Raw genomic sequence first — 21355 nt, forward strand, 5'->3', positions numbered from 1 at the left:
CAACACCAAAAGAAGACATACTGAAATTGGAAAAGTACCCCCAAATCAAATATTTTACCAAAAACAAATGGCTTCTTAGAAATTAAAAATATCTTTAAGCTGTCCTAAGCATTGGGAGTATCATATAATTTAATGTATTGATTATGAGTAATTAGGTAGTCTCATCTTTTCTAATTACTATATATTGAAAGGGAAGAAGCTAATTCATCTGCACATAAAAATTGAAAATACAGGTAACATTTATCTCTCCAATGACATATATACTAGAGAATACATATGTAAAACTTTGATCATAAGACGTTATGATCCTATTTATAATTAGATAAGCATTTTATGAACTATGTCAATCATATTTAAAATGCTTTTCAAAAAAATATTTAAATTAATATAAAAAATTAGATTTATGAATATAGTCAGTATACCAGCAGGTTTTGATTTTACAACAATACCAACTACATATGCAAATTCTATATGGGAATTAGAAGAAGATTATGATTTAGGAGGGGTATCTGTTGAAATACCAGAAGGTGTTGTATTAAAATTTTTACATGGAATTATAAGAAATGGCACACTAAAAGGAAAGAATACCTGTATTAATTCAGATTTATATCAAATTTTTGATAAAGATATATTATTTGAAGGTACATGGAATATAGAAGGTATATACCCAGAATGGTATGGTGCAAAAATAGACAGCGGAACAGATGATTTTCCGGCAATTCAATCTGCTATAATAGCCTGTGCGAATATTAAAAAAAATATGGTGTTCAGTTCGGGGACTTATAAAATAAATTCATTATTAGGAACCATTGATTTTAGTAAAATGTCGATTATAGGAAACAGAACCACTATAGATTGCTCGGGGATTAGTGCATCAGGTTCAGTTATAAACTTACAATCTATAATTAAATACCCTCATCATAAAAATATTTTATCCAGTCTAGAAGGTATTGCTTTAGTTGGTAGTCATGTCCCTGGTGTTATAGGCTTATCAATAGGAGGGAATTTATCAAATAACAATGATTGTGTTGTTAACCAATGTGTTATAGATAATTTTGAAACTAACGTTAGGTTTTTTAACAATGCCTGGCGGGTAAAATTTACAAATACAGCAATTTCAAGAGCTCAGAAATATCATATATATGCACCAGACAGTTTGACAAATTATGGAGAATGTATGATTTATGATGGATGTTTTATTGCAGATGGGGCCGGTTCTATTGAGTTACATCATGGATACCATGTGTTTTCAAATTCAAGTATTGATTTTGTAAGTGTAAAAGGTCGAAGTGCTTCAATAATAAAGCTTACGAATTGCCATATAGAAAACCCAAACCAACAAGAAGATACTAAATCATATTACTATATTGATTGTGAAGATGCCAAGATGAATTTACAAGATTGTAATATTGTTATGAATAATAGTAATAATGGAGATGAAAGAACAATAGCACTATTTAGATGTGTTACATCAAATGAAGGAACAAATGGCTTAACGATTACAGGTTCGTATTTGCCTCAGACGGGTATATATAGACCTTATGGCAAAGAAGGTTCATATTCATACGTCGTAGGTAATGGTTATGTACAGTTTAAAGATATAAAAGTCTATGATGGAGTTGATAATGGTTCATTAGCATTACCTTATTCGAGTGCCTACCAAAATTATCTTAATAATGGTAACGCACAACTTGGGAATATTAATGGATGGAATACGAAAGGGGAAGGTACAGCTGAAGCTAATTTGATAAGCCCACCTAATATTGATCCTAAATTATATAATTTTCATTTAGTAGGCGAAGTGACTTTTGACCAAAGCATAAATGTCCAGACGTTAAGAGGTTCAGTTGCAACATTTGGAGGACAGGTAAAAACAATTAGTGGTACTGTTTATTTATACTTACAGATGTTGGATGTAGATAATAATGTAAAGATAAATTTAAGAAGGTCTTATTCGTCAAATTCTTGGGGTGATATAGCGCAGCTAGGTTTGTGTCATTCTATACCCAATAATGTTGATAAAATTCGAGTTAGATGTTTTGCGCCAGAGGATGCAGAATGTTATCTGGATGATTTAGTATTATGTATATTTTAGTTTGTCTAAAATTTACTCTTTTTATTTGGAGTATTTTAATCGAGAGATAATGTAAAAAACTGGAGGAAGGTTATATCGATCTACAGTATTATTAAAATTAATTATCTCTCGATAGAATGCTCTTTATGAAGATTGTTAATTATGAATATATTTAGTGGCTGGTCAGAAATAGACGACTTTCATAATTTGAAAGATTTTTGATGAAATTTTGATTTATTTTTTGAAGTAGATGCCATAGCATCAAACGATTAAAAATAAATTAAAATTTCGCAAAAAGATGCAAATTTGATGTTGCTGTATTTCAGACCAGGTACTATTTATCTATTAGTCAAAAAAACAGGATCTATTGAGAAAAATTCTGTTCAAAAATTAGTCAATGACTGATGGTGAGAGAATAAGTCAATTTCTATTGGTGAGTTTTCTGGTAACAATTCGCTTTTTTCCATATCATCTTCAAAAACTACAATTTTTTTGGTTTTCCCGGAATAATCATAAATATTCCAGTTTCCTTGTCTTTTTCCCTGAATAAACTCTCCTTCAATTTTCACCTCTCCATTTGGATGTAATGTTTTCCAGATTCCATGTTCAATACCTTTTTCATAATTCTCAATGAATACCAGTTTTCCTTTTTTATTATATATTTTCCATGTACCATGAGGCGCAGCATTATAGAAATTACCTTCTTTTTTGAGTTTTCCGTTTTTGTGATAAAGTTTCCAATTGCCTGTTAATTTGCCATCAATAGTTTCTCTAATCTCTTTTAGCTCTCCGCTTATATAATATCGTTTTTCTATGATTTTTTTAGATTTAGAAATTTCAGAAGAGAGTTTGGATTGGTCATCCATCAGTTTTAGAGTGTTTAGTTCTTGTGTTAAAGCGGTAAATGTTATCATAAAATGTAAAAAGAATAGTATGATTTGTTTCATGTTTTTGATCTTATAAAAGGTTACTGAGATAAGTACAAAGGTCTTATAATTAGGAAGTTTGTGGTATACTTTAAATAGGGAAATTAAATACCCTGAAAAAGGGGTGTCTTTTTTTTATGATTATTGATGTATTTATTGTTTTTGATCATGAATTCATCATGAGTAGTGGTTTTCAATCGAAAAGTTTGACTTTTGAATAAAGTAAGTTTTTTTCAGCGTAGTCATACGGTTAAAAAAGCCAGCAAAATTAGCGTGCAACCTGTAAAATTTGTAGGTCAAAGCAGTACTGAGGATGAGTTCCACGATAAATAAGTGACCAAAAAAGTAGTGTTGGCACAGTTTTATTCAAGTTCGGTATGGTGTTATTGCTGTAGAAAGGATTTGTTGTGATAAAAATATGTATCAAAGAGGTCTTACTATTAGAAACTATCAGAAAGCACAGAAACAATAATTGCTACCAGTTCTTAGATGATCTTTCATCTAAGAACTGGTAGTAGTATTCATAAGTATACATCAGCTAATAGGCCTGAGTTTTGTCCGATTTTATTAATAATAAAAAGGTATTTATAAACTATTTATCTTTGTTATTAACAATCGCATGAGTAAAATTTAATAAATCAATATTTTTAGAAGAATCTACACATTAGATTTTTTAAAATATTGATTATGAACCGTATTCTATTTTTTTTGATTTTCATTGTAGCTTTTTGGAGTTGTCAAGACAGTTCTAAACCTATAAAAAAGGAATCTACGTTGCAGGAAAAAGCTACACTCCCGATTCAAAAGCCGTTACAGCTAAACATAAAACAGGCTAATATCTTAGCAGAATTACCACTAGCTTGCTTGCAAACAGAATATCCGAATAAGCTAGGTCAAACAATTGGTAATAAGGAGGATATAAAAGAGCCGAGAGAACTGCATCCCACATTTTATGGATGTTTTGACTGGCATTCCTCAGTCCATGGACATTGGTCACTTATAAAACTGCTTAAGATGTTTCCCAAACTTGATAAAAGAGAAGAAGCAAGGCTAAAGTTAAAAGAGAATATTACCAAAGAAAATATAGAGCAAGAAGTTGTTTATTTTTTAGGAAAACATAATACATCATACGAAAGAACATATGGTTGGGCATGGTTGTTAAAACTGGTAGAAGAATTGCATACCTGGAATGATCCATTGGCTAGAGAGTTAGAGATGAATTTACAACCATTAACAGATCTTGTTGTCAAAAGATATATTGATTTTTTGCCAAAACTTAACTACCCGATTAGAGTAGGAGAGCATACAAATACCGCATTCGGGCTAAGCTTTGCCTGGGATTATGCTAATACAGTTAAAAACACAGCGTTAAAACAACTTATAGAGAACAGAGCAAAAGATTTTTATATAAAAGATGCTGATTGTCCAATAGGCTGGGAACCTAGTGGGTATGATTTTTTATCACCGTGTCTTGAAGAAATTGACCTAATGAGGAGAGTATTGCTCAAAGAAGAATTTGATCATTGGATTATGGATTTTATGCCACAGATTAATTCCAAAAATTTTGATTTAAAAGTAGGAGAGGTTTCTGATAGAAAAGATGGTAAATTGGTACATCTGGATGGTCTCAACTTTAGTAGAGCCTGGGTTCTATATGGGTTAGCTATACAATATCCAGCATATGAACATTTATATTATATAGCTAATAATCATAGTAAGTATTCTTTACCAAACCTGGTGGGGGATAGTTATGAAGGTGGTCACTGGCTAGGTTCCTTTGCAATTTATGCACTTAATACGGGTACTCAACCATGAAGAAAATCTTTAAAATAGGCCCGGGAACTCTTGTGACTGCGGCTTTTATTGGCCCTGGAACAGTAACAGTTTGTACACTGGCGGGAGTACAATTTGGGTATACATTACTATGGGCACTAGTATTGTCTATAACTGCTTGTGTCGTGCTGCAAGAAATGGCAGCCAGATTAGGAGTAGTAACCCAAAAAGGGCTTAGCGAAGTGCTAAAATCACAGTTTGAAAATAAAGTGATAAGATGGATATTGATTGCTTTGATTCTATCTGCAATTTTTGTGGGCAATGCAGCTTATGAAGCAGGAAACATAAGTGGAGGTGTATTAGGGTTGTCTACAATATTAGATGGAACTCCGCTAGATCCACAAAATTATAGTATAAATTATTTACCTATAGTTATAGGTATTATTGCATTTATTCTATTATATATCGGTAACTACAAAATGTTAGAACGTAGTCTTATTGTATTGGTATTGCTAATGAGTGTAGCTTTTATAGTAACCGCAATTGCTACTAAGCCTGATATTTCTGATATGCTATCTGGTTTTGTTCCCGATATGGATACAGAAAAATTATTGATGATAGTTGGATTGGTTGGTACAACGGTAGTGCCATATAACTTATTTCTTCATGCATCTATTGTTAGCGAAAAGTGGAAATCAAAAGAAGAATTACCAGAAGCCAGAAAGGATACTGTAGTCTCGATTATACTGGGAGGTATCGTATCTATGGCGATTATTATAGCCGGAGCAGCCATACAATCAGAAGAAATAAGCAACACCGCTGATCTGGCAAAAAGTTTAGAACCGGTATTTGGCGCCACAGCAAAATATGTATTGGCAATAGGACTGTTTGCAGCAGGAATAACTTCAGCTATTACTGCTCCATTAGCTGCAGCTTATGTGGTAAAAGGTTGTCTTGGCTGGAAAGATGGATTAAAAAGTAATTCCTTTAGGTTGGTATGGATGTTTATACTTTTATTAGGTGTTCTGTTTTCTTCATTAGGGATAAAATCAATAATGATTATACAATTTGCTCAGATTGCTAATGGGTTATTATTACCCATAATTGCCACCTTTCTCGTGTGGGTCATGAATAGAAGAAAAATACTGGGAGATTATACCAATTCCTGGAAACAAAATATCGTGGGAATTTTTATCGTTATTATTGCCTTTTTTTTAGGGATAAGAGGTGTCTGGAAAGTATTTGAAAATATGTAAGAATAATCTTTTATAAAAGTAGGAATGAATAAGAAGGTTTTATTAAATTCTGATGTAGGAGAAGAGATTGGTTTTGATGATCAGATATTGCCATATGTGTCCTGGTGTAATATTGCGTGCGGAGCACATGCCGGGAATGAAGATGTTATTAAAAAAACTATAGATTTGGCTCTCTTGAATATGGCAGAAATAGGAGCACATCCTTCATATCCGGATCGGGAGAATTTTGGTCGCAAGGTGATGAATATTTCTTTTAATGAATTAGTGGCTACGTTGACAAATCAAATATTTAAAGTTAAAACACTTACCGAAAGTGCAGGAGGAGTATTGCATCATGTAAAACCTCATGGAGCTTTATATAATGAAGCAATGAAAAATGAAGAAGTGGCAAGAGCTATTTTGAATGCTGTAAAAAATGTAGATGCAAGTTTATATATTATTACTCAAAAAGAATCTATGATTTCTTATCTTTGTGATGATCATTTTAGAGTTAGACATGAGGCGTTTGCTGATCGTAATTATAATGAAGATCTCAGCTTGGTTTCTCGCTTAGAAAAAAATGCAGTGCTTTCTGATCCGGAAAAAGTTTTTAATCATGTATATACCATGGTGTCAGATCAAAAGGTAAAAACAATAAAAGGAGAGGAGCGCTCAATTTTTTTTGATACCATTTGTGTGCATGGCGATACTCCAAAGTCTGTTCAGATTCTAGAGTATATGCATAAAAGATTTTTAGATCTAAATTTTATATTGAAATGAAGAAAAATAAATTCGAATTTCAGTATGAGCAATATACAGAGAATGCAATTTTGATCAAGGGTTCTTCAGAAATTGATGAAATTTTGCTAGATTCTCTTCTTTTTTATAAAAATGAAATAGAAAATTATTATAATAAAGTAATTGTTGAAGTAATCTCGTCTTATAACTGGTTGTTAGTTTGTTATGTAGACGTTATAGAAGATTTCTATAGTGAGGTTCTGATGCTTAAATCATTGTATTCTGATGATTTCTTGAAAAAGAGCTCAAAAAAACGTTTGTGGAAAATACCAGTTTGTTACTCTTCTCAACTTGCTCCAGAACTCGAATCTTTTGCCGGCAAAAAATCCATGACAATCAAAGAGTTAATTACACTTCATACGGCTCCTTTATATACTGTTTTTTTTATTGGTTTCTTACCTGGTTTTTTGTATTTGGGTGGTTTAGATAAGAAGTTGGTCACCTCCAGAAAGGCATCACCCAGTGCTAAATTAGAAAAAGGTTCTGTGGCTATTGGTGGGAATCAAACCGGGATTTATCCTTGTGATAGTCCTGGAGGGTGGCATGTAATCGGAAAAACTCCTCTTGATTTTTTTAATCCAAACATATCAAATCCTTGTTTTGTTACTCCGGGAGATAAAATACAATTTATATCGATTAAAGAAAATGAATATAACGATATAAGTTTTTTGATTTCTTCTGGTATTTTTACAGTAGAAAGTATTTTTTTATGAATAACATAGTCGAAATAATAAAGCAAGGTTTGTATACTACTATTCAGGATTTGGGGCGATTGGGATTTGGTAAATTTGGAGTACCAAAAAGCGGAGCTATGGATCAGAGGTCTTTTTTATTAGCCAATGCTGTTCTGAATAATGATAAAAACTGTGCAGTAATAGAATGGATACTTGTTCCTCCTATATTAAAATTTCATGGTGATACAGTAATAAGTATTACGGGTGCAGTTTGCATACCATATTTAGATGATGTACGATATAAAATGAATCGACAACTATTTGTTAAAAAGGGGAGTGTTTTAAAACTTAAAAAAGTCAAAAATGGAATGATTGGTTTTGTAGGAATTAAATATGGTTTTGATGCTGAGGTTAAATTAGAAAGCAAGTCTTATTATCCAAATATAACTTCTCATTATCGGTTGCTGAAAAATGATGTTATTCCATATCGAAATTATAGTAGTTTTAAACATCATTTTTCTTCTGTATCTTCAACTGTTTTTTGGGATAATTCAAAAACTATTAAGGCTTTTAAGGGGCCAGAATATGAACTGCTTTCTGAGGCTCAAAAGGATCAATTATTGAATACTGATTTTATAGTTTCAAGGGATAGAAACCGTATGGCAATACCATTAGAAAGATTGTTGGTAAATGATCTGCCTTCTATGTTAACATCACCAGTTTTACCGGGAACTGTTCAATTAACTACATCTGGTAAATTGATTGTTTTAATGAGAGATTGTCAAACGACAGGAGGGTACCCCAGAGTGCTTCAACTTACACAAGAATCAATCAATATAATTGCCCAGAAAAGACCAAATGAAGAAATACAGCTCAAGCTGGTTTCTTTTTAAATAGGTAAACTATCTAGACGCAAGGTTACTATGTGTTTATTGGGAAAAAGCATTTCAATCTCTAGGAAGGTCCCGGAGTGTTTAAATAGTATTTTACTACCTATTATTCTTTTTGTATTACCTTTTATGGTCTATTATTATACTAAACCAGTGATACGATTTATAACTAAAAATTTCGCATATTCATCGTTTCTTTTTCCTTTCTACTTCGTTTAAAAAATAAACCGTAGCTATAGCTATGCTTGATTTTTTTGCCTTGCATAAAGAAAAAATAATTCAATGAATTTATACGAATTTTTTAATCACAAATCGTATGACATCCAGAAAACGATTATTTTTTTATCGTATTCTGGATATCACTGGTTTTTAGTTGGTATTTTCTTTCCTTTTATGCAATATTAATTTATCCAAAATAATCAATACGCTATTATTTTTGCCCAGGAAACTATCATAATAAATGAACCTAATGTGCGTAGTGAAGAAGCATTTTACAGAAATATGCTTTTACAAGGGTTGAGTCAAATATTCTATATGAAAATATGATTTTATTTTTAGGGATTCTTCCGTAAGAACTGTTTATATATAAAAATAGCATCTTAAAATTGAAATATGATGAGTTCAATAAAAATGATGGTAAATAACTAAACGTAAGAATACATTTTTTTTAGAATTGTTAACTCTAATGTTGTTGTTAAATATTTTTATCTCATTTGTTGAAAAAGTAGGTATTACATAAATATCTAAAATCTTAGAAAATATCATAACCATAAAAAATAAAATAAAATAAAATAAAATGAAAAGAAATTATTTAAACACCTTGTTTGTAACAATATTATGCCTCTCATGTTATGTTACTCATGCGCAACAATGGAATGAAATAGCTACTATTGATGGGGAGACTCCTGGAGCTAAATTAAGCAATAACGCGATCACTAGAAATGGAAATCATATGATTGTAGGAGCTGAAGAAGATAGTCAAGTTGGTGTGAATTCTGGAGCAGTACGAGTGTATGAATTAGTAGCTGGTGATTGGGTTCAGAAAGGACAAGAAATACTAGGATCAAGTCCATTTACCTTTCTTGGAGATGCTATAGCTATTTCAGATTCAGGAAATAGAATTATAATAGGGGATAATGGATTTGAAGCCAACGGTGAGCCGAGTGTAGGAAGAGTTGATGTGTATGACTTTAATGGCACGACCTGGGAAACGGTAGGGAATGCAATTATAGGGCAAGCATTTCGGGACGATTTCGGCTGGTCGGTAGATATTACTCCAGATGGTAGTAAAATAGCGTTTGGAAGTCTAAAAAACCCAAATGGAACTATAATGGTATTTGATTTACAAGGAGATACATGGACACAGATTGGACAAGATATTAACGGAGGCAACCAAACAAGTGAGCCATTTAATCAATTATATCTTGATGTAAAACTTAATTCTGATGGGACTCGAGTTATAGCTGCAGATCCTGCGTTTAATGAAAACAGAGGTCGAGTTCAAGCGTATGAATTACAAGGAGACACATGGGTTGAATTAGGATCACCTATTGTAGGGGATATTATAAATGAGGATGGTAATTTTGGTGATAGTTTAAATGCAAATGAAGATTTAACACAGATAATAGTAAGTACTAATACTAATCCTGATGTTAGTGGTACAGATTCAGGACAAGCGAAAGTGTTTGAATTTGTTGATAATGATTGGGTTCAAAAAGGGCAGACGTTATTGGGAGAAAAACCAGAGGATTTTTTTGGTTTTTCTACTGCGATAAACGAATCTGGAGATATAATCGCAACATTTGTATCATTAGATGATAATGGGGAAAATTCAGGTTCTGTTAAAGTGTTCAAGCTCATTAATAATAATTGGGTACAAGAAGGAGAGAGTATATTGGGAGAAATGGAAAACGATAATTTAGGTATAGGACTAAGTCTGAGTCCATCTGGAGATACTATATATGTAGGGGTACCAGGAAAAGATATTAATGGACAGGAAAATGTAGGGCAAATAAAAGTTTTTAAAAGCGACAATGTTTTATCAATAGATGATACTGCAATAAATACCATTTTTAAAGTATATCCTAATCCTAGTATAACTAATTTTGATATAGATTTAACTACTATTCACAAAGAAGTAAAAGTAACTATTATTGATGTTGTCGGGGGAAAAGTATTTAATAATAAATATCAAAATACAAGTAAAATTAAAGTTGCTCATAATTTAGCATCTGGATTATACTTAGTTAACATAACCGCTCAGAATACAGAAAAACAGTTTAAATTATTAGTAAAGTAGCATTGAATTTATGTATTTAAAATCATCATGATACACTAAAAATTTCACCTCCTTTATACATTTAAACTTCGTAGTGAATCCTTCAAATACAGTTGGATATGGTGTTTTATGATTTTCTCCATACGCTATATCGAATACTTTATTTATGATTTTTTTGAACGCTACTCTAAGTTGTACAAATAATTGATTAAGAGCTGATAAGCAAAATAATTAACAAAGCTACATATGTGAGGTTTCAACCAGATGTATGTATGTGCATGCATAGGATTGAGTCAATTGTTTTATATAGAAAGTATAAATTTATTTTTAGGGATTCTTCTGTAAGAACTGCTTATATATATGATAAGTTCAATAAAAATGATGGTAAATAACTAAACGTAAGAATACATTTTTTTTAGAATTGTTAACTCTGATGTTGTTGTTAAATATTTTTATCTCATTTGTTGAAAAAGCAGGTACTACATAAATATCTAAAATATTAGAAAATACCATAACCATAAAAAATAAAATGAAATGAAAAGAAATTATTTAAACACCTTGTTTATAACAATACTATGCCTCTCATGTTATGTTACTCATGCGCAACAATGGAATGAAATAGCTACTATTGATGGGGAGACTCCTGGAGCTGGATTAAGCGTTAATGCGATCTCTAGAGATGGAAATTATATGATAGTTGGAGCTGGAACAGACAGTCAGGTGAATACGAATTCTGGAGCAGCAAGAGTGTATGAATTAGTAGCTGGTGATTGGGTTCAGAAAGGACAAGAAATACTAGGAACAAACCGAGACAGCTTTGTTGGAGATGCTATAGCTATTTCAGATTCCGGAAATAGAATTGTAATAGGAGATACAGGATTTGAAGTTAATGGTGAGCCAGAAGCGGGAAGAGTTGATGTTTATGACTTTAATGGCACGACCTGGGAAACGGTAGGGAATGCAATTATAGGGCAAGCATTTCGGGACACTTTCGGCTGGTCGGTAGATATTACCCCAGATGGTAGTAAAATAGCGTTAGGAAGTTTTAAAAATATAAATGGAACTCTAATGGTATTTGAGCTACAGGGAGATATCTGGAGGCAAATAGGGCAAGATATTAATGGAGGAGACCAAACAACGTCTCCATTTAATCAATTATCTTTTAGTATAAAAATTAATAGTGATGGGACTCGAATTTTAGCCGGAGACCTTGCTTTTAATGAAAACAGAGGCCGAGTTCAAGCGTATGAATTACAAGGAGACACATGGGTAGAATTAGGATCACCTATTGTTGGGGATAATATAAATGATAATTTTGGTGGTGGTATAATTGCAAATGAAGACTTAACACAGATAATAGTAGGTGCTAATGCTGATATTAATGGTACAGATTCTGGGCTAGTAAAAGTATTTGAATTTGTTGGTAATGATTGGGTTCAAAAAGGGCAGACGTTATTAGGAGAAAAATCAGAAGACTTTTTTGGTGTCTTTTCTACGATGAACGAATCTGGAGATATAATTGCTGTATCTGCATTTTTTAGTGATGATAATGGGCAAAATTCTGGAAGTGTTAAAGTATTCAAGCTTATAAATAATAGTTGGATACAAGAAGGAGAGACCTTAATTGGAGAAATGGAAGAAGATTTTTTTGGCGCAGGATTAAGTATGAGCCCATCTGGAGATACTATATATGTTGGAGTACGAGGTAAGGATATTAATGGACAGGAAAATGTAGGGCAAATAAAAGTTTTTAAAAGCGACAATGTTTTATCAATAGATGATACTGCAATAAATACCATTTTTAAAGTATATCCTAATCCTAGTATAACTAATTTTGATATAGATTTAACTGCTATTCACAAAGAAGTAAAAGTAACTATTATTGATGTTGTCGGGGGAAAAGTATTTAATAATAAATATCAAAATACAAGTAAAATTAAAGTTGCTCATAATTTAGCATCTGGATTATACTTAGTTAACATAACCGCTCAGAATACAGAAAAACAGTTTAAATTATTAGTAAAGTAGCATTGAATTTTATTTAGAAGCTTATCCGTTTGTTTCTTCTATACTATTCTAGAATATGCTAATTATATATTATGAAACCGTTACAGCTTTTAGTGTCAATACTATTGGCACGCAGTTTATTACCATAGCCCAACTTGTGCAACCTTATCAACTAAACTAAACGTAATCACACAAAAGGATACAATTAGTAGCCCATCAGGCAAAACAAATGTGTATCCATTAATTAAAATTTTAATCTTAAAACTAAAAAAATGAAACCCTAAGATATCAATCTGCTCATTGTAGTCTCGAGTATCGGAATATGGAGAGTTAGAACTCTCCATATTTTTGTTTTATTCCTACTTTGTCATCTTAGAAAAAGAGGGCGAAATATTTTGGTAAATGATAGTAAACGCCTTATTTTAGTCATATAATATAGTATTACAAATTAAACACAAGTGGGCTACACTAGATAGCACCCGCCAAAAAAAATGATTCAGAAACTTTAAAATTTCTGGATTCTATTGAATCTCAATTCACTTCTTTCTTTTCAAAATTCACAGATCGATTTAAGGTCGTTAAATTTTCATATCGACAACATGCTTTCGATTATTTTCAATCACTTTTCAAATTTGAGAAGAAGAAGGCTAATTGCCAATATATTGCAGATCATACGATTTATAACTAAAAATTTCGCATATTCATCGTTTCTTTTTCCTTTCTACTTCGTTTAAAAAATAAACCGTAGCTATAGCTATGCTTGATTTTTTTGCCTTGCATAAAGAAAAAATAATTCAATGAATTTATACGAATTTTTTAATCACAAATCGTATGAGTTTGGAAGTATGCTTTAATTGATGAATTTTAATTTTAATTTTTAAGAAAACCTCTTGATGAATATCTTTTGATGTTTGTTCATCTTTTACCTTCCCTAATATGAACTTATAAAGTTCTTCATTAAGGTCAATCCAAATAGTATTAATTTCAGTTTTCACAATCTTGAATTTTCAACTTTCACATAATGATTTAGATAAACGAGTGTTTTAATGTCGTTTATTTTTTTGTGCCTTGCATGGTAAATATAATTCTTTTATAAGAATGTCCCAATGAGTCAAAGTCTTTGATTCATGGAGTCGTATCCGCAAGTAAAATAAGTAGTAAGATGGTTTGAGGTGACTCATATATTGAAATAAGCCAGACTATCGTTGGCTCTGACCTATCGGTTAACAGTAGCATAGTCGAAGAGTAAAAGTGGTATAAGTGTCTCAATGTGATCATTAATTGCCGCGTCGGTTTACACGACTGTAAATAGTATTTTATTCTAAAATATAACGTGTCACATTTTTATTATATCCATCAAACTCACTATAATCGGTAAATCTCGTAATTAATGTCAAAGCAGTATTTCAGAAAACCTTCTCTAGTATAGACTTCTTTTAATATTCCCTAATTTACTATCTTGAAAGTAAGTACTAATCGAAATAGAAAATAGTAACAATATTCTCGCAATGGTTGTTAACGACTAAATAAAAAGTTGCTTTGCTGCTTTTATTCGGTATCAATAAAAGTTTTCTTTCTTAGCATATATAAACCAGAAACTTTATAGTGTCTATTATCATAACCATTTTTATAGAGATTTATAAAAACAAGATCTTGATTTTTTTTACTGGGATAGTAAATAGAAATGTTAGGAATATAACCAAAAGATTTGCCATTAAATATGGATGCTTTAAAATGCAGGTATTCTGAATTATGCGATAACCTAAAATAACCTATTCCGTTCCAACCAGACTTTCCATGATTGTTTATATCATAAAAAGGTTTTGATTGACTGGATACAGTCGTAAAGTTTTCTATGTACAGAGGACTATTAGCATCTTTCCATTTATGAAATGGTTTTATAGCATTATCAAGTTCAATAAATCTTTTTTTATAACCTTCTGAGTAGATGCTCAGTTTGTTGTTAGATAGTATTTGATCATGGTCATTGTCTATATTTTTATATGATTTTCTAGAATCTATCCTGATCCATTCTTTATCTGTGTTTAAGAAGGTTTGTACTATTTTATTAGTATGATTCAGATCTACATCTATGATAGTTGCGTTATTAACAAAAGTTGTAAATTCAGTCTCAGAAATTGTATCACCATCTATAATAGCAGCATATTCTTTCTTTGTTTTATTACCACTGTTTATCCAATCCATGAAATAGTCATTTTCAAAAAATATTCCTGAATTATATGGCATAGACCAAAAATCAGTTTTAATTGAATCTATAACTTCTCCTCTTTTATTGATTTTCCAAATGATACGATATTCTTGATTGGTATAATTTTTAAAATCTGTTAACAGTAGAAAAGATTTATTTAAATCATCAAAAAATAGATGCCTTAATTTAACAACTCCATCAATTTGCGCTTTTCCCTTCCAGTTATCTATTATTTTAACAATTTCATAGTTTTCAGATTCTATTGAACCTTCAGATAAAAAAATATAATTCTTGAATCTTTCAGGCAATAGTAATTTTGAAATATAATTTTTTTTATAAAGGAATATAACAACAACGATTAAAACAACTGCTCCACTTAAAAATAAAATATATTTATAGATTATCGTATTCATAATTTTTTTATTAGCACTAAATGAACTCATCTTGGGTAGTGGTTTTTAAACGAAAAGTTTGGTTTTTGTACTATAATGAAGTAGTTTTTTCAGCATAGCCAAAAAGTATGATGGTGTGAGAGTTGTAGCAGCGATTATTTAACCGTCACCCCATCTACTTGACAGGCAGTAGTGTTGTTTTCTAAACCAATGTATCCCAATTTTGCAATTTCTATCGCTACATTTTCTTCAAATTTTGATTGTCCTCCATATGCATGTGCAATAATTATGGTTGGTTTTTGCGCAGCATTTTTCTGATCATAGGCTATAATTCCTTCGTTGGTCAATTCGAAATCGTGATATTCTATTTTTTTAGTTGTTATCATTTTATTTAGTTACTACCAACGATTGATGCAAGAGGAATAATGTCCCTCTTGTGTTATGAAATCATACCTTCGTATTTTATACCTTAAAATGATAAATATAGTTAATTTATTAAGAATGTCCCAACCAGTTAACGTCCCAGATGTGCAAAGTCGTATCCATAAGCAAGTATGCGGCAAAGTGGTTTGAGAAAACTTCTACGTTGAAGTAAACTAGGCAACGTAGTTGGTTCTCATCAATAGCATAGTCAGAGAGTACAGTGGTTTGAGAGAGAGAGACTCCGATCATTTATGGGTTGAGCTGTCTACTTGACTGTATTTTATTTGTTTTTAAAATAGTCCCAAGTCAATTTTGCTATTTCAGCAATTATCCTTTGGTTCGTTTCATCACTTTCTTTAGAATCACTTACCAGAACACTCAAATAGAAATAAGAATCGTCTGGTAAAAAAATAATTCCAATATTGTTCAAAGCCCCCGTTAAACCGCTATCGTTTTTTCCTGAATAACCAGTTTTATGAGCTACAATAGTTTCTTTTGGCAATAATCCTTTAATACTTTTTTTACCTGTTTTAGTACTTTTTAAAACATCTAAGAGAAAAATATAACTTTGATTGCTCAATAGATTATCAGTATTTTCAAAGAATAGTTGTAAAATTTGGTTTGCAGCTTTGGCGGTAGTCCAGTTTTCATATTGATTTTGCCATTCAGATTGCATTGCAATTTCTGTGTGAACTATAGCAATGTCTTTAATTCCAATGTTGTGTATGTATGACTGCACTACATCTGTTCCTCCAACGAGTTTGAAAAGTATATCACATCCAACATTATCACTCCATGCAACAGTAGTTTTAAGTATATCCGCTAAGGTTACTTCTCCGCCATTGGGATATCTTTTGCGAAGTGGACTCCATAAATACTGATATGATTCCAGTAGCTCTTTATCCATTGAAATAACCTTATCCAAACTTAACTTTCCTTGGTCAACTTGATGTAACACAGCTAACGCTAAGTGATATTTGAACACACTCTGCATCGGCAAGCGTTTATTCCCATTAATAGAAATCGTATCTCGTGGATTGATACCTCTGATTGCAATTCCAACAGTGGTTGATTTATCTTCTAAGATTTTTTCTATTCTTTTTCTTAGAATATCAATAGATTGTGCTTTAGTCGAATGAAGAGTCAATAAGAATAATAGAAGTAAAGATGTTACTTTTTTTATCATTTGTTTTTGTAGTGGTTATAGATAAACTGACGTTTAAGGTATGAAAACTGGACATAGTTCCTATCCAAAGTTATATATTGGTATTGAGATCCACAAACGAAGCTGGAAGATTCATAATGGAAGCGATTTGTTTTTAGGTAAGTCTTTTATAATGCGACCAGATCCAGAATCTTTAAAAAAGCATGTCTCAAAACATTTCCACGATTACCAGATAACCTGCTTACAAAGCCGGTTGTTGTGAGTGGACTTCATTGTTAGTGAATCCCAAAAATAATGATGAAAATAGGGCAATTACAAAAGATGGGAGAAAGACTTGGAATCTAGTTGTGAATGGAGTAGGAGCATGATATAAAGTTGTATTCGATATATTGCTAACAGTGAAGCTAAAGGAATGGTAGGAGTAGGTTTTACCGGAATTTCTGTTTTCGAATGATTCTGGAGTTACCTGGCATACTATTAGTAATGAGAGTTTTTATACAATTCGCTTTATGAATGCTAGTACAGCAATTGCGATTGGAAAAAATTGAATAGCCTAGGTAACTTTTAAAACCTCCAAAAAATAAATACACTACAACAAGCTCATTATTTTCTTATTGTTTTTTTTTTCGATCTCTTAAATGTCTAAGTAAGCGTTTATTAAAATCCTTTTCTGCGACGATCAATTTGAGTATTTTTTTGTTAGAAATGGCATTTTTTAGATTTTTAATCATGTTTATTCTGGACTGATTTTTTTTCTCTTCTGCATTTAGATAATCACGTATTAATTCATTAGCATCTTCTTCATTTAATTTATTGATACCTCCCGACTCTCTTACTCTTTTTAATGATTTGTGTCCTTCTCTTTTAACTTGATTTACAATTTTATCATGATCGTTATAAATTGGCCAGAATTTTTGCGCTTCTTCACTGGATAAATCTAATTGTTCACTTAGATATGCTATTTTGAATGCTTTTACTTTTTCTCTAGAACCTTTTTGACCGAACGAAATGCTTATTGTGCCTACAATAAAAATTAGAAGTAATATTTTTTTCATTTTTTTCATTTTTCTCAAATAAAATTTAATGCTAAATAAGATGTTTTTTAGCTGTATACTTTGGTTTGACAGTATTTTTTACTCGATAATCGAGATTTAAATGCTCCGAGGCTTGCCTCGAAATCAACATGTTTTTTCCAATAAATGCCTCGTGGGCTTGCCCCGAGGTAGTTTACTTAATCTATAGTTTCACTTTCGAATTCTTCATCTGATAAATAGTCTAATAAGGTTTCGTTACTAACTTCAGATGTATCAAACGTATCAAAAAGGTTTATTTTCTCTTCAAATAGTAATGCGATGTTTTCATCAATATATACATCTTCTCCTTCAAAATATTCCTGGATATCAGATAATTCTAAGGAGTTAATATTAATCAAAGAATCTTTGTTTTTATATATAGTAATAGATAAGATTATGGCAATCATTGCAGCGATACCTGAAACATATAAAATGTTTTTTTTAGAGAATAAAGAAATAGTTTTACTTGTAGTTTTAGATTGAATAGTGTTTTGTAAAATACGTTTCTCTACTTCCTCAAAGTAATTTTCCGGTAGCAGCATTCCGGATGTTAAATTGTTTAATGTTATAGAAGGTTTTTCTTTATTTTTGGTTAAATTCCTGAACACATTATTTTCTGAAATGTCTAAGCTGTTTTTTTGTGCATTAGGAAAAATAGATGTTGCAGAATCGTTAAGTTTCTTTGATAGTTTTTTATCAAAATTTTCAAAGTAATCCTCTGGAGTTTTAAACCCACTCTTATTGTTATGTAAATTATTTGTTTCCACTAATTATTAGACATTATAAACGTAAAAAAGTTTAATTAGTTTTTAAAAAGGCTTCAATTTTTTTTGAAGCCAGGTGGTATGAAGCTTTCAGAGCGCCTTCACTTGTATCCAGAATTTCTGAGATTTCTCTATATTTTAATTCCTGAAAGTACTTCATATTAAATACCCGTTGTTGTTTTTTTGGTAATGTAGCGATTGCTTTTTGGAGTTTTATTTGAATTTCATCTCCTTCAAAATATACATCTGCTTCGAGCTTTTCTATTAATTGATAAACCAATTCTTCATCCGTAATATTAAGTTTTTTTGCTTTTTGATTAAGAAATGTAATAGATTCGTTTGTTGCAATCCTGTATAACCAGGAGTATAGTTTGCTATCACCTTTGAATTTATTAATATTTCGATATACTTTAATAAATACATTTTGTAAAATATCATCAGTATCATTATGGTTTTTAACCATATTTCTGATATGCCAGTATAGTCTTTGTTTGTATAGAGATACAAGTTTGGCAAAGGCTATATCTATGTTTCCAGCTGTTTGTAGTTCAGCGAGTAAGTTTTCTTCTTCAGTGTTCAAAGGCAAATGGCGGTTATAAAATGATTACTATAATATATTAGACTAAAATAATTAAAAATGGTTTAGTTATTCTTACACTCGATAATTAAGATTTAAATATTCTGAGGCTCGCCTTGAAATTGAAATGTTTTTTTAATAAATGCTTCTTGAGTTTGCCCAGAGGTAGTTTATTATAAAAGTAAGACTTGATTTTTTTTTGTAGGAAAATTAGTTTTTTTTAGATAAAATGCTTAAAAATATTGTTTATGTGTAAAAAAGTTATACCTTTGCTTTGTAATAATGAGTTAATACTATCATTCCTCTAAAAATGATAGCTTTTGATAAAAGTGAGTTTTAATTTTAGAATAAGCCCCTATAAATTAAGATGATTTGTGTGAAGAAAAAAGAGCGTGGAGACGCTCTTTTTTGTTTTTGCAATTATTGTAGGTTTAATACTACTTAATTGTATGATTATTTGTAATGATATAGTTTAAAAGTATATATTTTAGTTAAAATTATTGTTTTTGTTTTTTTATTTTAAAAAATACTGTATGTTTACACTGTGAAACAAAATTAATATTTTGCTTTCATTTGAGTTAGAGTTTTATAAAAGTGAGTTTTAATTTTAGAATAACCCCTAAATTAAGATGATTTGTGTGAAGAAAAAGAGCGTGGAGACGCTCTTTTTTGTTTTACAGTATTTAATCCTTTGTTATATAGTGAATTGTAATTTTGAATTTTACTGAGACAAACAAATCGAGAATCTTTATTTTTATGAGTAGCAGGGTTTTGTAGCAGGGTTTTTATCATTTTTTTCTCGCGTTTTAAGAGAATATTTGAAGATCCTGAACAGCTTTTGAAATAATTTTTAAATCGATATAATGCGTATCAAGCACTTTTTGATTAGCATGTGATGATAAGGATTTTGTGTCATTTTTCATCGCCTTATTCAAGTAGGACAGATAGGTTTTTCGCAGGCATTTAAATTGTAAATGGTGCTGGGTATCTAATTGAGCCGAAAAGTGACTAAAACTTCTGGATAAAATAGATACCAACCAGTCTATAGTTTGATCTTCTCTATCAGGCAGAATCATGTAATGATCAGTATTCTTTTTCTTCTTATATCCTAACTGTTGTAAAATTTTCAATAACCCTTTGGTAACAGGTATTATTTTGGGGGCAACACTTTTGGTTTTACCCAGTTTTTGACGAGATCGTTCTACTTTTAGATTCGGAACTTCAATATATAATGGATTCCCTTTATTATCTTCTTTAATCATAGACCATTTTATGCGCATCAGTTCCTCTCTTCGACTTCCTGTATGAAGTGCTAGTTGAAATGCATCTTTGAGAAAGGGGCGATACATATTTTTTTTTACCAACTTTCCACTGTTAGAAATTCGTTCCACTTTTCCGTTCTCAGGAGTAATCAATTGTAGTAAATCAGCAAACTCTTTCTCTCCAATGGTGTCTATATTGTAGCTGCTGGATTTTCCATTCGTAAATCATAGGTTTTTATAGCCCACTTAAAAAAGCTTTTGCAAGAATTCACAAAGCGGTTGTAGGTATTGGAGGCATAGTGATTGAGATAATTGTGAAAATACCCTACGTGTATTTCATTTACTTTATCACACCGAAGAATCTTTTTGTTAATATTTTTTTCTTCAAGCGCTTGATTGAATAAGGTTAACGCGCGCATCATATTGGAAATCTGGGTTTTGCTTCTGTTTTTTTTCTTGTGCGCAGGAACATCAATATCAGCGTAATGATCGGCATATGCTATTTGAGCATCAAATAAATACACCAGTCCACTTCTATCAAAAACATCTAATTGGTTCGTGTCTAGGAGTTCTCCTAGAAAATTTGATCTAAACTCAATTCCTTCAATAACAGCATCGGTGTATGTATGAGCCTTTAGAATTTTAGTGGTGGTTTTATTGAACTTTTGGTTAGAAACCAAGTAATAAAAGCTGACAAGTTCAATAAATCGGTTCATTTTATAAGTTTACGATTTAACACTTAAATGAACTGATATGTTATTTGGATATGCACGTATAAGTACCCCATCTCAGAAATTTAATTTACAAATCGATGCTTTGTTAAAAGCAGGAGTAA

At 31.2% G+C, this 21355-nt stretch carries 19 protein-coding genes; 8 read left to right on the plus strand and 11 right to left on the minus strand.

Features of this window, described 5'->3' with window-relative positions; translation table 11 throughout:
• The first annotated feature begins 403 nt into the window (after positions 1 to 403).
• Positions 404 to 2095 carry a hypothetical protein gene (locus F0000_RS24595; RefSeq protein WP_149627374.1) on the plus strand — a complete coding sequence of 564 codons (1692 nt, stop codon included), beginning with the start codon at positions 404 to 406 and terminating at the stop codon, positions 2093 to 2095.
• A 362-nt stretch (positions 2096 to 2457) separates the two neighbouring features.
• Here the strand turns inward: F0000_RS24595 and F0000_RS24600 are convergent, their stop codons facing one another.
• Positions 2458 to 3021, minus strand: a complete 564-nt coding sequence (locus F0000_RS24600; RefSeq protein ID WP_149627375.1) for a toxin-antitoxin system YwqK family antitoxin — start codon at positions 3019 to 3021, stop codon at positions 2458 to 2460.
• A gap of 666 nt (positions 3022 to 3687) precedes the next feature.
• Here F0000_RS24600 and F0000_RS24605 point away from each other — a divergent pair.
• The 7 genes from F0000_RS24605 to F0000_RS24635 all read left to right on the plus strand — a co-directional run bounded on the left by F0000_RS24605 (position 3688) and on the right by F0000_RS24635 (position 12676).
• A complete protein-coding gene (locus F0000_RS24605) occupies positions 3688 to 4815 on the plus strand; it encodes a DUF2891 domain-containing protein (protein ID WP_149627376.1) in 1128 nt (375 codons plus the stop codon).
• Positions 4812 to 6029, plus strand: coding sequence for an Nramp family divalent metal transporter (locus F0000_RS24610; protein WP_149627377.1), 1218 nt, complete (start codon positions 4812 to 4814; stop codon positions 6027 to 6029). The genes F0000_RS24605 and F0000_RS24610 overlap by 4 nt, the downstream gene beginning before the upstream one ends.
• Positions 6030 to 6053: 24 nt before the next feature.
• A complete protein-coding gene (gene pxpA, locus F0000_RS24615) occupies positions 6054 to 6788 on the plus strand; it encodes a 5-oxoprolinase subunit PxpA (RefSeq protein ID WP_149627378.1) in 735 nt (244 codons plus the stop codon).
• On the plus strand, positions 6785 to 7519 hold the full coding sequence (pxpB, locus tag F0000_RS24620) for a 5-oxoprolinase subunit PxpB (protein WP_149627379.1): 735 nt from the start codon (positions 6785 to 6787) through the stop codon (positions 7517 to 7519). Before pxpA ends, pxpB begins: the two co-directional genes overlap by 4 nt.
• Positions 7516 to 8373 (plus strand): biotin-dependent carboxyltransferase family protein, encoded by an 858-nt coding sequence (locus F0000_RS24625; RefSeq protein ID WP_149627380.1) that lies wholly within the window; start codon positions 7516 to 7518, stop codon positions 8371 to 8373. The genes pxpB and F0000_RS24625 overlap by 4 nt, the downstream gene beginning before the upstream one ends.
• 793 nt (positions 8374 to 9166) lie before the next feature.
• On the plus strand, positions 9167 to 10669 hold the full coding sequence (locus F0000_RS24630) for a T9SS type A sorting domain-containing protein (RefSeq protein WP_149627381.1): 1503 nt from the start codon (positions 9167 to 9169) through the stop codon (positions 10667 to 10669).
• Between the two features lie 513 nt (positions 10670 to 11182).
• Positions 11183 to 12676: a T9SS type A sorting domain-containing protein gene (locus F0000_RS24635; RefSeq protein WP_149627382.1), complete on the plus strand. Its 1494-nt coding sequence runs from the start codon at positions 11183 to 11185 to the stop codon at positions 12674 to 12676.
• A gap of 119 nt (positions 12677 to 12795) precedes the next feature.
• On the opposite strand, the gene F0000_RS24640 is transcribed toward F0000_RS24635, so the two are convergent.
• The 10 genes from F0000_RS24640 to F0000_RS24685 all read right to left on the minus strand — a co-directional run bounded on the left by F0000_RS24640 (position 12796) and on the right by F0000_RS24685 (position 21236).
• Entirely contained in the window at positions 12796 to 12999 is a 204-nt protein-coding gene (locus F0000_RS24640; RefSeq protein WP_149627383.1) for a hypothetical protein, read from the minus strand.
• Positions 13000 to 13458: 459 nt separating this feature from the next.
• Positions 13459 to 13650 (minus strand): hypothetical protein, encoded by a 192-nt coding sequence (locus F0000_RS24645; RefSeq protein WP_223148942.1) that lies wholly within the window; start codon positions 13648 to 13650, stop codon positions 13459 to 13461.
• A gap of 553 nt (positions 13651 to 14203) precedes the next feature.
• Positions 14204 to 15307: a hypothetical protein gene (locus tag F0000_RS24650; protein WP_149627384.1), complete on the minus strand. Its 1104-nt coding sequence runs from the start codon at positions 15305 to 15307 to the stop codon at positions 14204 to 14206.
• Positions 15308 to 15411: 104 nt separating this feature from the next.
• On the minus strand, positions 15412 to 15642 hold the full coding sequence (locus F0000_RS24655; protein WP_149627385.1) for a hypothetical protein: 231 nt from the start codon (positions 15640 to 15642) through the stop codon (positions 15412 to 15414).
• A 317-nt stretch (positions 15643 to 15959) separates the two neighbouring features.
• A complete protein-coding gene (gene bla, locus F0000_RS24660) occupies positions 15960 to 16865 on the minus strand; it encodes a class A beta-lactamase, subclass A2 (protein ID WP_149627386.1) in 906 nt (301 codons plus the stop codon).
• Between the two features lie 590 nt (positions 16866 to 17455).
• Positions 17456 to 17899, minus strand: a complete 444-nt coding sequence (locus tag F0000_RS24665; protein ID WP_149627387.1) for a sensor of ECF-type sigma factor — start codon at positions 17897 to 17899, stop codon at positions 17456 to 17458.
• A gap of 176 nt (positions 17900 to 18075) precedes the next feature.
• Positions 18076 to 18684 carry a hypothetical protein gene (locus F0000_RS24670; RefSeq protein WP_149627388.1) on the minus strand — a complete coding sequence of 203 codons (609 nt, stop codon included), beginning with the start codon at positions 18682 to 18684 and terminating at the stop codon, positions 18076 to 18078.
• Positions 18685 to 18715: 31 nt separating this feature from the next.
• Entirely contained in the window at positions 18716 to 19261 is a 546-nt protein-coding gene (locus F0000_RS24675; protein ID WP_149627389.1) for an RNA polymerase sigma factor, read from the minus strand.
• Between the two features lie 803 nt (positions 19262 to 20064).
• On the minus strand, positions 20065 to 20607 hold the full coding sequence (locus tag F0000_RS24680) for a hypothetical protein (protein ID WP_149627390.1): 543 nt from the start codon (positions 20605 to 20607) through the stop codon (positions 20065 to 20067).
• A 104-nt stretch (positions 20608 to 20711) separates the two neighbouring features.
• Positions 20712 to 21236 carry a hypothetical protein gene (locus F0000_RS24685; protein ID WP_149627391.1) on the minus strand — a complete coding sequence of 175 codons (525 nt, stop codon included), beginning with the start codon at positions 21234 to 21236 and terminating at the stop codon, positions 20712 to 20714.
• Positions 21237 to 21355: the final 119 nt, after the last annotated feature.

This window comes from Aquimarina sp. RZ0, assembly GCF_008370685.1.
Taxonomy (GTDB): Bacteria; Bacteroidota; Bacteroidia; order Flavobacteriales; family Flavobacteriaceae; genus Aquimarina.